The following is a 14,397-nucleotide window of genomic DNA, read 5'->3' as shown; positions in this document are numbered from 1 at the left end:
TTAAAACAAAAAGGCCCGTAATTTATTTACGGACCTTTTCACTTCAGTTTTACGGTATTAAACTATTTCAGCCGACAAGCCTTCTTCCAGTAATTTTCCGCAGCGCGGTTCCAGGTCTTCATAGGTTCCTGTCTTGACAGAGCATTTACCTTTGTAATGCACCAAAATGGAACACTGCTCTGCCTGTTCCGGGGTATGGTCACAGGCAATAATCAACGTTTCTATTACATGGTCAAAAGTATTGTAATCATCATTGTACAAAATGATCTCATGAAGCTTCGACTCTTTACTCTCAACCTTTCTTTTCTCAAGAACTTTCTCCTTCGTACTCATAATCCTCTCTTTACAATAGCTTTATTCTTTTCTTTTCAGAAACCTTATAGCCACCCATTCTTCCCGTTCCAGGTAATCATCATATACTAATCCGTGTGCCTCACATTCCTTTCGAATAGCGGGAATATCCTTGGCGTAAAAGCCGCTTAGATATAACTCCCCATTTTCATTAAGACAGGAACTATAGGTCTCTATGTCTTCCAGTAAGATATTACGATTAATATTAGCAATTATTGTGTCATAATTTTTTCCCTGGAGTAATTCTGAAGCACCTTCAAAAGTAGAAATTCTTGAACACTCATTCCTTTCCACGTTTTCAAGGGTGTTTTGATAACACCAGTTGTCAATATCGATCGCATCTACTGAGGCTGCTCCTTTTTTTTCGGCTACAATTGCCAATACTCCCGTTCCGCAGCCCATATCGAGCACAGTCTTTCCTTTAAGATCACTTTTCAGTAAAAACTGGATCATCATATGGGTGGTAGCATGATGCCCGGTACCAAATGACATTTTTGGCTCTATAACAATATCGTAGGTAACTTCCGGTTTAGGATGAAAGGGAGCACGTACCCCGCATTCCTCATTCACCAAGATAGGATGAAAGTTCTTTTCCCACTCTTCATTCCAGTTGACCTGCTCAATTTCCTTTAAGGTATAGGAAATATCAAATTCCTGTGACTGGAGAATATGTATTCCCGTCATGTTTTCTGCTTCGTATTCCTCCTTCGGAATGTATGCAGTTATTCCATCTTCATTCTCGACAAAACTCTCAAAGCCCGCCAATCCCAATTCTGCGATAAGGATCTCTGAGGCCGGTTGTGCCGGTTCCACTACAAATCTAAACTCCAGGTAATTCATTTTCATTTAATTAAACGCTCGCGCAATTGCCAAAAAATCTTCAGCCTTCAAACTGGCACCTCCTACGAGACCACCATCCACATCTTCTTTAGCGAAGATCTCTTTAGCATTGGAAGGTTTTACACTTCCGCCGTACAAAATAGCTACTTCCGCTGCTTTATCCTTTCCGTATTTTTCTTCTATGCTCTTTCTAATAAAGGCATGCATCTCCTGAGCCTGTTCCGGAGAGGCAGTTTCACCCGTTCCAATAGCCCAGACCGGTTCATACGCTACAACCACTTTTTCAAGCGCCTCCTCAGAGATATGGAACAATCCGTTCTCGAGTTGCCCTTTTACGACCTCAAAATGGTCATTGTTTTTTCTTTCTTTTAGTTCCTCTCCACAGCAGAAGATCACTTCCATGTCATTTTTAAGAGCAGTATTCACCTTCTCTGCCAGGACCTCATCGGTCTCCTTAAAAATTGCTCGTCTTTCACTGTGACCCAGGATCACAGTCTTTATCCCAATACTTGTGAGCATTTTCGCCGAAACTTCACCTGTGTAAGCCCCATTTTCATGCTGATTCATATTCTGGGCAGCCACTTCAACCTGCGTGTCTCGCAATGATTCAAAAGCGTGATGCAGATTTGTGAATGAAGGAGCAACGATAACGCGAACTCCCTCCGTTCCTTCCCATTCCAGTTTTATTTTCGATAACAGGTCTTCTGTCTCTGCCAGGTCATTATTCATTTTCCAGTTTCCGGCTACTATTTTGTCTCTCATGTACTTAGATTTTATTGGATAATATAATATTCATTTTTTGAAGGCATAGCTAAAACTATACTAAAATACATCGGCTGTATTCATAGGGTTAATCCTACAGTACCGCTGTTTTTTCCTTCCCAACAAAGATAATGAGACGGCAGAAACTATGAGGCCTTTTTACATAAAAGCCCCTGAAATTCTAAGGAAGTTGGTGGAATCTGTCTAAAAATTCAGTTTTTCAGCATCACTCCAGTGACGCTTTTCCATAATAGTACCCTTGCGCAGGGTAACCAGACCTGGATTACTGCGGATGATGGTCTTTAAAGCAGTTTCATCACTAAAATACCACTCTAATCCAAGGTCGTACTTTTTATCGAGCCTGGACTTTAACTCATTTCCCGAAGCTGACAGTCCGATAACCCGATACCCATTCTCGCGTGCCCGCTCGATCACTGGTGCCAGTTTCTCCATTCCTTCAGCTTCACTTCGGCGGAGGCTATAAGCGATCACCAGAAGTACCTTATCTTCCTGCAGGATCTCCTGTAAATGATCTTCTCCATCTTTTTCGATGGTAAAATCATGAATGGGCGGAGTATATCCTTCCTGAACAAGTTCGGTTTCCACTCCCACAAATTCCCCTTCCACAGTTGGATAGGCTCCGGAAGTAGTGACGATCTTTTCCTCGCCATTAGAAATAAACTTCCAGTTGTAATCATAAATAGCTTCCGGTGCTCCCTCGGGAACGCTCATCCCTTCAGAAATATTCACCCCTTCCTTATATGCCCGGAAATCAAACACCGGTAAATGCATTAACACATAGTAAGCAAAGATAAAGCAGAGCATAAATGAAAGGAAAACGATCCACCTGTGAGAGGTCTTTGCGAAATAAGGAGTTATGTATTGCCTGTTAAAGAACAGAATAAGGATCAAAACGAACAGAATGACATCTTTATAAAAGGATTCCCAGGGAGTAAGCGGAATGGCATCTCCAAAACACCCACAATCTGTCACTTTATTGTAGTATGCCGAATAAAAGGTGAGAAAAGTGAAAAAGATGATCATTAACAGTAAGGCCCAGGTCGTGAACTTGGGGAGATAACCTATAAGCAACATTATTCCCAGTACTAACTCAAAAACAACCAGTAATACTGCAATGACCAATGCAAAAGGAGCCAAAAATTCAAGGTCCAGTACAGATGGACTAAAGTATTCTTCCAGTTTAAAGGAGAACCCGATAGGGTCATTCAATTTGACAAAACCGGAAAAAATAAAAAGTAATCCTACGATCCATCGGGCAATACTGACTAGAATTTTCATGCTGCTAATTGGGTTATGATCTACTTGATTCGCTGTTTTCGTTTATATGTATCAGGGCAAAAATGGCATAATTGATCATATCTTCATAGTTCGCACTTATCCCTTCACTCACCAGGGTTTTGCCTTTGTTATTCTCAATGGTCTTTATACGTAATAACTTCTGAAGGATTAGATCTGTAAGAGAACTCACTCTCATATCCCGCCACGCCTCACCGTAGTCATGGTTCTTATCCTCCATCAGTTTTTTGGTCTCGCTGATCACCTGATCGTAAAGATCTGCTACTTCTTCTGTGGAAAGATCAGGTTGCGCCGCCACTCCTTTTTTCAGCTGAATGAGCGCCATAACCGAGTAATTGATAATACCGATAAATTCAGGTACTTCTCCTTCATCTACTTTTCGCACTTCATTTTCCTGAAGTCCTCTTATGCGTTGGGCTTTAATAAAGATCTGATCTGTAAGTGACGGCAGGCGTAGAATTCGCCACGCACACCCGTAATCCTGCATTTTTTTTATGAAAAGACTGCGGCATTCCTTCACCACCGCATCATATTGGCTGGACGTATCCTTCATACACTTGAGTAATTTGCGTAAATTTCGCTGAAATTAATCTATTCATCAAAGTTAACTTTTCCTGTTAAAAATCCACTTTTTTTTATGTTTATCAACTGTAAAGGAAAACTCATAGACTTCAGCACTGCCCGTGTAATGGGAATTCTCAATATCACTCCCGATTCTTTCTATGACGGCGGCCGCAAACGAACTCTAAGCGAATACATAGATCATACGGCCAAAATGCTGGAAGAAGGAGCCACTTTTATCGATGCCGGGGCCTACAGTAGCCGACCCGGTGCGGTTGATATTTCAGAAGAGGAAGAGCTCACCAGGATCCTTCCGGTGGTAAGGGCGCTGGTAAAAGAGTTTCCCGATGTGTTACTCTCCATTGACACCTTCCGCAGTAAAGTGGCACGGGAATGCGTGCAGGAAGGTGCGGCTATCATTAATGATATTTCCGCAGGATCTTTAGACAGTAACATGATGAAAACCATTGCAGAGCTGCAGGTTCCCTACATCATGATGCATATGAGGGGCACTCCGCAGAACATGAAAGAGCTGAATGAATACAAGGATCTTACCGGCGATATCCTTTTCTACTTTTCGGAAAAGATAGCGGAAGCAAGGGCGCATGGCATCAACGACCTTATCATTGACCCCGGATTTGGCTTTTCAAAGAACATTTCTCAGAATTTCGAACTATTGAAGCACCTGGAACTGTTTAAAAGCCTGAATCTACCCGTACTTTCCGGTATCTCCAGAAAATCGCTCATTTATAAGACCTTGAATACAACTCCCGATGAAGCTTTGAACGGCACAACGGTCCTTAACACCGTTAGCCTGTTAAAAGGAGCTCATATTTTACGGGTTCATGACGTAAAGGAAGCGGTGGAATGTGTGAAATTGACGGCGCAGCTCGATTACTAGCTTAAATTTTTTACATTTACCTAAAAGCAAAAACACTTTGGACTTTCTAGACCTACGAATCCTCGATATTGTTGATATTGTTCTTATTGCAGCCCTCCTTTACTACCTCTATAAACTGGTAAAAGGCACGGTTGCGGTAAATATTTTTATCGGGATCGTCATTATTTATTTTGTTTGGAAACTTACGCAGCTGCTCCAGATGGAAATGCTGAGCAGTGTGCTGGGCGAATTTATTGGAGTTGGAATGTTCGCCCTGATCGTGGTTTTTCAGCAGGAGATAAGAAAGTTCCTTTTGATGATTGGCTCTACAAACTTTGCTCGCCGAAGAAGATTTCTGCAAACCCTGAAATTGATCAAAGATGATCTCGACACTCCGAACGACGTGGAAGCGATCGTGAGAGCATGTGAGAATATGGGAAAGACAAATACCGGAGCTCTTATTGTTATTCAAAAAAGCACCAGTCTTGATTTTGTAAAAAATTCCGGAGACACCATGAAGATCCTGGTGAACCAGCCTATTATTGAATCTATTTTTTATAAGAATTCGATCCTTCACGATGGTGCCATGATCATTGAAGACAACTATATAACTGCAACCCGTGTTGTGCTGCCGGTTTCTAATGACCGTACTATCCCATTACGATTTGGCCTTCGGCACCGTGCAGCTGTGGGAATAACCGAAAAGACTGATGCGCTGGCCCTGGTTGTCAGTGAAGAAACGGGACAAATCTCTTATATAAAAGACGGGGAATTCATCATGTTCAACGGCAAAGAAGATCTTATTGATAAGCTAAGAGCTGATCTTGTTTGATCATAAGGTTTCTTCCTCCTGCATGAACTGCACCTCGTAAAGATTTTTATAGTACCCATTCTCTTTTTGTAACAGCTCGGAATGAGTCCCGGTCTCAACGATCTCTCCGGCGTCCATTACCAGGATTTTATCTGCTTTTTTGACGGTTGCCAAACGATGGGCGATCACAATGGAAGTACGGCCTTCGGTAATTTTCAAAGTAGCATCCTGAATGAGTTGTTCGCTATATGAATCTACGGAAGAAGTCGCCTCATCCAGCACAAGTATACTTGGATTACTGACGTAAGCTCTTAAAAATGCAATTAATTGCCTTTGTCCTGAAGACAACATTACTCCTCTTTCTTTCACATTATAATCGTAACCTCCAGGAAGGCTTGATATGAACTCGTGCACCCCGATATCTTTAGCCGCCTGGATAACGGTTTCTTTGGTTATTTCAGGGTGATTAAGGGTAATATTATTCAGAATGGTATCAGCAAAAAGGAAAACATCCTGTAATACAATTGCTATCTGTGCTCTAAGTGATTTCAGGGTAATATCCTTCACATCGATGCCATCTACCAGGATATTTCCGCCGTTGATCTCATAGGAACGGTTCAGCAGATTAATAATGGTAGACTTTCCGGCACCCGTAGCTCCAACAATAGCAACAGTCTGGCCTGCCTCGGCTTTAAACGAAATTCCCTTTAATACTTCCTCTCCTTCAATGTATCCGAAATGAACTTTTTTGAATTCAATCTCTCCTTTGAGGTGATCGATCTGTATAGTTCCATTATCGGCAATGGACGCCTGGGTGTCTAAAATGCCAAAAACGCGGTTTGCTGCTACCATTCCCATCTGCAGGGTATTGAACTTATCAGCTATTTGACGCAGGGGACGGAACAACATTTGGCTTAATTCGATAAAAGCGACAATTACCCCCAGGGTGATAGCTTCACTTTCAGCCATAACACGCAGCCCTCCATACCAAACGATCAAACCAATGGTAATAGAAGTGGACATTTCAGCGATGGGAAAGAAAATGGAGTTATACCACACGGTCTTGATCCAGCCTTTGCGGTGCTTATCATTGATCTCTTTAAACCTTTCGTATTCCTTTTCTTCACGGGTAAAAAGCTGTACGATCTTCATCCCCGTTATTCGCTCCTGCACAAAGGTATTCAGGTTGGCCACTTGAGTACGGACTTCCTCAAATGCAGCCTTCATCTTTTTCTGAAATATCCTGGTAGCATATAGAATGAATGGCAAAACGAGGAGCACCAGTAAAGTCAATTTCCAGCTTTGATAGAACATAAAACCCAGTACCACCAGCATTTTTAAAAGGTCACTGATGATCATGAAAAGTCCCTGACTAAAAATACTGGCAATGGTCTCGATATCACTAACGGCACGGGTCACCAATCTTCCTACTGCGGAATTATCAAAATACTTCATTTTGAATTCCAGCATGTGCTCAAAAAGATTCACCCTAAGATCCCTTATCACTTCCTGGCCCAACCAGTTGGCGAAATAGATGAAACAGAATTGAAAAATGACTTCCAGCAGAAGGACTCCGGCCATCAGCCCTATGTAGAACAACAGTTGATCATTGTCCTGCGGAACGATCGAATTATCAATGGTGATCTGTAATAGATAGGGACGCAGAACAGCAAAGAATGACAACAGCACAGCAGCGATACCTACAAAATAAAAGGTCCACTTATAGGCCTGTGTATATTCCAGCAGCCTTTTAAAAAGTTTAAAATCAAATGCGTTTCCCGAAGATGCCGCCATTAAATAAATATAGTTTGTGGATACTCGATCCTTGTTAAAAACAATCCGTGCGCTGGTACAGACGCTCCGGCTTCACTCCTATTACCACTGCGGATGATTTCGTGCATGTTCTCAGCCTCCATTTTACCCTGACCAATTTCCAGCATGGTACCTACAATTGCCCTTACCATATTCCGAAGGAATCTGTCTGCTTTAATGTGAAAGACCAGTCCGGAATTGGTGGTTTCCCAAAAAGCATGTTCTATAGAACAGTTATAGGTTTTCACATCTGTACGTGACCTCGAAAAACATTTAAAGTCCTTATACTCTAATAATATTTTTGCTGCCCTGTTCATTTCGTCCACCCGTAATTCTTTCTTCACCCAATAAGCCGTATCTATAGAGAAAACGTCTTTTTCTTTCACGATATGATATTCATAGCTCCTGGAAACTGCATCAAAACGCGCATGTGCTTCTGGAGTTACTTCTCTAACGGAAACTAAAGCGATATCTTTTGGCAACAAGGCATTGACTCTAAAAAGGAAATTTTTACCTAAGGGTTTGGAAGTATCAAAATGAGCATACAATTGTTTGGCATGTACTCCCGCGTCAGTCCTTCCGGCACCTGTGATCTCCAAATTTTCCTGAAGCAGTGTTTGCAACGCCTGCTCGACCACCTCCTGCACAGAAACTGCATTAGGTTGCCTTTGCCAGCCGTGGTATGCCTTTCCAAAGTACGCCAGCTCCAAAAAATTTCTCAATCTAAATCTTTACTTTTACCGTTAAAGACACAAAGATAATCCAATATCTACAACTGCCCATTACTCAGGCTCTCCTGTTTGTTAATGCCTGCATAAAATTTCCTGATGAAAAAAATTCTTCTACTTAGCGACACCCACGGATACTTTGATGAAAGAATTAAAAAATACGCCGAAGCCGCTGACGAGATTTGGCATGCCGGAGACATAGGCACCACAGCTGTAAGCGATTCCCTGAAAGAAATAAGACCACTAAAAGCCGTTTTTGGAAATATTGACGGAAGTGAGATCAGAAAGGAGTTTCCATTAAACCAGCGGTTCATGTGTGAAGAAGTAGATGTATGGATCACCCATATTGGCGGGTACCCCGGAAGATATTCTCCGGCAGTGAAAGAAGAGATAAAGAAGGATCCTCCGAAGTTATTTATTAGCGGACATTCCCATATACTGAAGGTGATGAACGATAAAAAACTCAACCTGCTGCACATGAACCCGGGAGCAGCAGGAAAGCAGGGCTTCCACCAGGTACGAACCATGCTAAGATTCACTATTGAAGGAAAGGACATAAAGGACCTGGAAGTAATTGAACTGGGGAAGAAATAGTGGCCAATGGTCAGTGGTCATTCAAAAATGTCATTTTTGAATACCTTTTAAAACCTTTCAAAAAAATTCATTTTGAGATCCTTCCAAAAAAGTCATTTTTGAGACCCCTTCCGCAGAGACACAAAAAAACCCGAAGCTTTCACTCCGGGTTTTTACGCACTAATACTACTAAGATAAAAGGTTTATCGCAATCGATCCACAGATTTTACGAGATCTTCATCCTTTTTTATGGCCTTGTTGGCCAGCACTAAAAAAACGATAGAAAGAACCGGAATCAGCATCCCAATACCTTTCTCAGAGATGTTACTCTCTCCAGATATGTTTAGGGACCAATAGACAAATAATCCTAGTAAAATTAAGTTTAATAAGATATTGAGTCGCCCCAGCACGAACTGAAGCTTTCGGTTTTTAAACAAAAATATAGTGATCAAAGAAATGGCTGCGGAAAGTAAAAAAAGACCGAACACTAAAAGTATGTCTTCAGCATACACTACTTCTCCCGCTTCTCCTGTCCAAAGGCTAAAAACAAAAATCAATCCGGCGCTGGTTAAAGCCGCTAACAATAAGTAGATCGTTTGTATTCTTTGAAGCATTTCTCTTTAATCGAGGCACAAAAATAAAAGATTCTTTTTAGAAACCATATTTAAAATATTAAAATAATGTCGTATAATTGCAGTATCATTACGTAACCAATTCAACAAAGGTTACTTAGACTCCAGATTTTTTTTTCGATTCTTCCTCGAGAAGCTTAATCAAACCAAAGACAAATTTTTATTCTACAACATTCATGTTTGAAATTTCAGAATTAAAGGCTAAGAAGCTGCCTGAACTTCAGGAAATAGCCAAAACCTTAAGGGTTCCTAAATACAGAACCCAGAAGAAACTGGATTTGGTATATCAGATCCTTGACTATCAGGCTGCAAATCCTAAAAAAGTACAGGAAGTTCTATCTGACGATGACAAAAAAGCATCTTCAGAAGATCAAAAATCTACCTCTGCCAAGAAGCAACGAAAGCCGAGAACCAGGAAAGACAGCGACAACGCCAGACCTCCACAGGATACTTCTTCAGAAAAAAAGGAAGAAAAGAAGGAAAACAGACCTCAGGAATCCCATCAGGCAAAACAGGATTCTTCAAAAGGGAAAGATACCTCTGACAAAAGAAGTGATCATCCTTCTAAAAAAGAAGATCACTCCAAAAAGCAACATTCTCAAAAAGAGAGCTCAGGTAGAAGTCATCAAAAAGATTCCCGCAAAGAGAACCGTTCAAAAGACAACTCCAATTCCGGAAATCAGAACCAAAATCAAAAAAGCAATAACAGGGATAACGGAAATTCCAACCGCGATACGGGCAACCGTGATAACCGCAATAGATATAAAGAACCCGATTACGAATTTGATGCGATCATTGAAAGCGAAGGGGTTTTGGATATCATGCAGGACGGCTACGGATTTTTGCGTTCATCTGACTATATGTACCTTTCTTCTCCCGATGATATCTATGTATCTCAATCACAGATAAGATTATTCGGATTAAAGACTGGAGACACTGTTCTGGGACAGGTACGACCTCCAAAAGAAGGAGAAAAATACTTCCCTCTAATTAAGATCAATAAGATCAATGGACTTGACCCGCAGGTAGTGAGAGACAGGGTTTCATTTGAACACCTTACGCCACTTTTCCCGCAGGAAAAATTCAATATTGCCGAAAGACAAAGCACTGTTTCGACCAGGATCATTGACCTGTTCTCTCCTATTGGAAAAGGACAGAGAGGAATGATCGTTTCCCAGCCAAAAACGGGAAAAACCATGTTGCTTAAAGATATTGCCAATGCGATTGCCGCCAATCACCCTGAGGTGTACCAGATCATCCTATTGATCGATGAGCGTCCTGAAGAGGTGACCGATATGCAACGAAATGTGCGCGGTGAAGTAATTGCTTCAACCTTTGACAAAGAAGCTCACGAACACGTTCGGGTAGCAAATATCGTATTGGAAAAAGCCAAAAGAATGGTGGAATGTGGACACGATGTGGTGATCCTTCTCGATTCCATTACCCGTTTGGCGAGAGCCTACAACACCGTTCAACCGGCCAGTGGTAAAGTATTGAGCGGTGGTGTTGACGCAAATGCCCTGCACAAGCCGAAAAGATTCTTTGGAGCTGCCAGGAATATTGAAGGAGGCGGATCATTGTCGATCATTGCAACCGCTCTTACCGAAACAGGATCTAAAATGGACGAGGTGATCTTTGAGGAATTCAAAGGAACCGGTAACATGGAGCTTCAGTTAGACAGAAAGATCGCTAACAGACGAATCTTCCCTGCTATTGACCTTACTTCTTCCAGTACCAGACGCGATGATATTCTTCTTGATGAAAGCACCCTTCAAAGAATGTGGGTAATGCGTAAATACCTTGCCGACATGAATCCTGTTGAGGCGATGGAATTCATTAACGACAGAATCAAACAAAGCAGAAATAATGAAGAGTTCCTTATTTCCATGAACGGATAAGGATACCCTCCAAATATGACAAAATCCGGTGCTCTTTCGAGTACCGGATTTTTTTATGCTCTTAATTCTCTATCGTATTTCTAATGAGCGTTCGAACTATTGGCCGGGCTCAGATAATGTTCATCAATTGGAAGTTTCACTCCTTCTTGAATACTTTCAAACCAGACATAACCACTTCCTAGTTCACTTGCCATTACATCAAGAGTTTGAGAACTGGATTCCAGAACTACCCCCATCTGATCAAGAAGTTCGAAGACTGCAACCGCATAGCCCTCTTCATTACTTGTGAAAGTATACTTGAAAGTATACCATCCAGCAGTATTCACTTCCTCCTCACCAACATATAGGGTGCCTTCGCTCATTTCAACATCAAATCCCACATAAATAAATGGGTATGCAAGGGCAGGATAATGAAGTGAATTTAAATAAGTAAAGGCTAAGCCCTCTTCGAACTCTTGAGGATCTAAATAAATATCTAATTGCTGCATAAACCCATGTTGCGGCCAAGTTGTACTCCAAAGGGAAGGATCAAAAGTTGCGGGTCCACTACCGTCTGGAAAACCTGATGAATAGTAGTCATTACAACCACCATGCATTAAAAGAGCATACGAATTCCCCGAAGAAGCCTGCAATCCATCACTTCCACGTTTTTGTTCAATCGTACCGCACCAGCCCATTGGACCAGAAACTGAATTATCAACCCAGGCTCTAATTTTTCCTTCAAAGCCTTCATGAAAAGCCTTAAATCCTTCGTTGGATTTAGGTGCTTTTTCTTTTTCAACTCGCGCATCCAGAGTATTAAAATCATCTTCTGTCAAACCCTCCTTTTCACAAGAGGTAATAAGGTTCATCAGACCAAAGCTCAGTAGAACTATAAAAACTTTTTTAAAGTTTAGCTTAAAATTTCTCATAATGGAAAATTTTTGGTTAGTAAAATATTTTCCACAACAAAGCAGGTACAGAACTGCACAAATTGGAACAATTAAAAATTATGTGGGAGGGCCTGGGAAATGTAGGGTAAGAAAAAATTAATTTCCCGAATGCATTTAATATAATAAAAATCAGACAGAAGCTCCAGCAGTTTAAAATTTTTTAACAAAATCTAAAACGCAGAAAGCTCACCCATCCAAATAAAAAAAAACAAAAATGCCCCTCGTCCTAAACGAGGGGCATCCGTATAAATTGAACACTATTTCTAATTAAAGCGCAGCGATATGCTTTGCCAACTCAGATTTCAGGTTAGCGGCTTTATTATCATGAATAATGTTGCGTTTTGCAAGCTTATCGATCATAGAAACTACTGTAGGAAATAAAGTCTCTGCCTCCTGCTTATCAGCCTCACGCAATTTTTTGATCGCGTTCCTGGTAGTTTTATGCTGGTAGCGATTTCTAAGACGCTTAGTCTCATTGCTACGGATTCTCTTCAACGCTGACTTATGATTTGCCATTACACTAATATTAAATTAATTCTTTTATAGTAGTCCGTAGGGGAATCGAACCCCTGTTACCAGGATGAAAACCTGGCGTCCTAACCCCTAGACGAACGGACCAAAATTTATTTCAAAGATGGTTTACACGACTTGCAAACCTTTCGTAGTCCGTAGGGGAATCGAACCCCTGTTACCAGGATGAAAACCTGGCGTCCTAACCCCTAGACGAACGGACCATTTATTTTCAAATGCGGATGCAAAAATACAACTATTTTTCAATGCCGCAAATGTTGGCGAATTTTTTTTGAAATTTTAATAGGCCTTCGCGAAAAGCACTCTTTGAGCCGAAGGTTTTCCAGTAAACACACAGCTTCCCTCCTCTTTCTCTGCTCTAAAAGGAATCAATCTTATAGTAGCTTTTGTAAGCTCTTTTATCTTAGCTTCAGTCTCTGCTGTTCCGTCCCAGTGAGCTGAAATAAATCCTCCCTTTTCTTTGACCACCTTCTTGAATTCCTCAAAGGTATCTACAGACGTTATATGGTCATTTCTGAAGCTAAGTGCTCTCTGATAAAGGTTCTCCTGGATCTCGGTCATTAGCCCGATCACTTTTTCCTTAACATCTGCCTGGGAAACAAATTCTTTCTTGAGCGTATCTCTTCTTGCAAGTTCTACTGATCCTTTTTCTAGATCTTTTGGACCAATGGCTATTCTCACCGGCACTCCCTGCAACTCGTATTGCGCAAACTTCCAACCCGGCTTTTGGGTGTCGCGGTCATCATATTTCACTGATATTCCAGCTGCTCTAAGATCTGCAGCCAGTTTGTTGGCAACTTCAGAGATCTGGTTGAGTTGTTCTTCTCCTTTGTAAATAGGCACGATCACAACCTGAATAGGCGCAAGATTTGGAGGAAGCACCAATCCATTATCATCACTGTGCGTCATAATCAAGGCTCCCATTAAACGTGTTGAAACTCCCCATGAAGTAGCCCAAACATGTTCCAGATTTCCTTCTTTACTGGCAAACTTAACATCAAAAGCCTTGGCAAAATTCTGCCCCAAAAAGTGGGATGTTCCGGCCTGCAAGGCTTTCCCGTCCTGCATCATGGCTTCAATACAATAGGTATCTTCAGCCCCGGCAAAACGTTCGCTCTCTGTCTTTCTTCCTTTTATTACCGGCATTGCCATAAAGGTTTCGGCAAATTCGGCATAGATATTATTCATCTGTTCAGTTTCGGCCAGCGCTTCCTTTTTGGTAGCATGTGCTGTATGCCCTTCCTGCCAAAGGAATTCAGCAGTTCTAAGGAACAGACGTGTTCTCATCTCCCATCTCACCACGTTTGCCCATTGGTTCACAAGGATAGGAAGGTCGCGGTAGGATTGGATCCAGCCTTTATAGGTGTTCCAGATAATAGCTTCTGAAGTTGGCCTCACCACCAGTTCCTCTTCCAGTTTAGCTTCAGGATCCACGATCAACTTTCCTGCATTATCAGGATCGTTCTTTAGTCGGTAGTGAGTCACGATGGCACATTCCTTAGCAAAACCCTCGGCATTCTTTTCTTCAGCTTCGAAAAGGCTTTTGGGAACAAAAAGTGGAAAATAAGCATTTTGATGTCCTGTTTCCTTGAACATTTTATCCAACTGAGCCTGCATTTTTTCCCATATTGCATAGCCGTAAGGTTTAATGACCATACAGCCTCTAACCGCTGAATTTTCTGCCAGATCTGCTTTGACTACCAGCTCGTTATACCACTTGGAATAATCCTCTTTTCGGGTTGTTAAGTTCTTTGCCATCTACTTTCTTT

At 41.5% G+C, this 14,397-nt stretch carries 15 protein-coding genes and 2 tRNA genes; 4 read left to right on the top strand and 13 right to left on the bottom strand.

All coding sequences use genetic code 11. The features are described 5' to 3' along the window. Positions 1-57: 57 nt before the first annotated feature. From ACNORC_RS14055 to ACNORC_RS14035, 5 genes are all read right to left on the bottom strand, one after another. On the bottom strand, positions 58-333 hold the full coding sequence (locus ACNORC_RS14055; RefSeq protein WP_418336299.1) for an ATP-dependent Clp protease adaptor ClpS: 276 nt from the start codon (positions 331-333) through the stop codon (positions 58-60). A 21-nt stretch (positions 334-354) separates the two neighbouring features. Beyond that, positions 355-1,197 (bottom strand): 50S ribosomal protein L11 methyltransferase, encoded by an 843-nt coding sequence (prmA, locus tag ACNORC_RS14050; RefSeq protein WP_418336298.1) that lies wholly within the window; start codon positions 1,195-1,197, stop codon positions 355-357. Continuing rightward, a complete protein-coding gene (gene tpiA, locus ACNORC_RS14045; protein WP_418336297.1) occupies positions 1,198-1,953 on the bottom strand; it encodes a triose-phosphate isomerase in 756 nt (251 codons plus the stop codon). A gap of 204 nt (positions 1,954-2,157) precedes the next feature. Continuing rightward, entirely contained in the window at positions 2,158-3,252 is a 1,095-nt protein-coding gene (locus ACNORC_RS14040) for a BT_3928 family protein (RefSeq protein ID WP_418336296.1), read from the bottom strand. A gap of 13 nt (positions 3,253-3,265) precedes the next feature. Continuing rightward, entirely contained in the window at positions 3,266-3,823 is a 558-nt protein-coding gene (locus ACNORC_RS14035) for a DUF1599 domain-containing protein (RefSeq protein ID WP_418336295.1), read from the bottom strand. Positions 3,824-3,907: 84 nt separating this feature from the next. On the opposite strand from ACNORC_RS14035, the gene folP reads away from it, so the two are divergent. Together folP and cdaA are read left to right on the top strand one after the other, a co-directional pair. Beyond that, positions 3,908-4,732: a dihydropteroate synthase gene (gene folP, locus ACNORC_RS14030; RefSeq protein WP_418336294.1), complete on the top strand. Its 825-nt coding sequence runs from the start codon at positions 3,908-3,910 to the stop codon at positions 4,730-4,732. 37 nt (positions 4,733-4,769) lie between these two features. Continuing rightward, a complete protein-coding gene (gene cdaA / locus ACNORC_RS14025) occupies positions 4,770-5,543 on the top strand; it encodes a diadenylate cyclase CdaA (protein WP_418336293.1) in 774 nt (257 codons plus the stop codon). On the opposite strand, the gene ACNORC_RS14020 is transcribed toward cdaA, so the two are convergent. Beyond that, positions 5,544-7,316, bottom strand: coding sequence for an ABC transporter ATP-binding protein (locus ACNORC_RS14020; RefSeq protein WP_418336292.1), 1,773 nt, complete (start codon positions 7,314-7,316; stop codon positions 5,544-5,546). Then, a complete protein-coding gene (gene truA / locus ACNORC_RS14015) occupies positions 7,316-8,056 on the bottom strand; it encodes a tRNA pseudouridine(38-40) synthase TruA (protein ID WP_418336291.1) in 741 nt (246 codons plus the stop codon). Before truA ends, ACNORC_RS14020 begins: the two co-directional genes overlap by 1 nt. A 105-nt stretch (positions 8,057-8,161) precedes the next feature. Here truA and ACNORC_RS14010 point away from each other — a divergent pair, with 105 nt between their 5' ends. After that, positions 8,162-8,656 carry a metallophosphoesterase family protein gene (locus ACNORC_RS14010; protein ID WP_418336290.1) on the top strand — a complete coding sequence of 165 codons (495 nt, stop codon included), beginning with the start codon at positions 8,162-8,164 and terminating at the stop codon, positions 8,654-8,656. Positions 8,657-8,838: 182 nt separating this feature from the next. Here the strand turns inward: ACNORC_RS14010 and ACNORC_RS14005 are convergent, their stop codons facing one another. After that, positions 8,839-9,249, bottom strand: a complete 411-nt coding sequence (locus ACNORC_RS14005) for a DUF4293 domain-containing protein (protein ID WP_418336289.1) — start codon at positions 9,247-9,249, stop codon at positions 8,839-8,841. 194 nt (positions 9,250-9,443) lie between these two features. On the opposite strand from ACNORC_RS14005, the gene rho reads away from it, so the two are divergent. Further along, positions 9,444-11,165, top strand: coding sequence for a transcription termination factor Rho (gene rho, locus ACNORC_RS14000; protein WP_418336288.1), 1,722 nt, complete (start codon positions 9,444-9,446; stop codon positions 11,163-11,165). Between the two features lie 80 nt (positions 11,166-11,245). Here rho and ACNORC_RS13995 read toward each other — a convergent pair whose 3' ends face one another. From ACNORC_RS13995 to proS, 5 genes are all read right to left on the bottom strand, one after another. Beyond that, positions 11,246-12,076, bottom strand: a complete 831-nt coding sequence (locus tag ACNORC_RS13995; protein WP_418336287.1) for a hypothetical protein — start codon at positions 12,074-12,076, stop codon at positions 11,246-11,248. 288 nt (positions 12,077-12,364) lie between these two features. Further along, entirely contained in the window at positions 12,365-12,613 is a 249-nt protein-coding gene (rpsT, locus tag ACNORC_RS13990) for a 30S ribosomal protein S20 (RefSeq protein WP_418336286.1), read from the bottom strand. Between the two features lie 30 nt (positions 12,614-12,643). Further along, positions 12,644-12,715: transfer RNA gene (locus ACNORC_RS13985), tRNA-Glu, on the bottom strand. A gap of 44 nt (positions 12,716-12,759) precedes the next feature. Then, positions 12,760-12,831: transfer RNA gene (locus tag ACNORC_RS13980), tRNA-Glu, on the bottom strand. Between the two features lie 76 nt (positions 12,832-12,907). Next, a complete protein-coding gene (proS, locus tag ACNORC_RS13975; RefSeq protein WP_418336285.1) occupies positions 12,908-14,386 on the bottom strand; it encodes a proline--tRNA ligase in 1,479 nt (492 codons plus the stop codon). Positions 14,387-14,397 lie beyond the last annotated feature (11 nt).

The organism is Salinimicrobium soli (genome assembly GCF_048323655.1).
GTDB classification, from domain to species: Bacteria; Bacteroidota; Bacteroidia; order Flavobacteriales; family Flavobacteriaceae; genus Salinimicrobium; species Salinimicrobium soli.
This window is presented reverse-complemented; position numbering and strand designations above follow the sequence as displayed.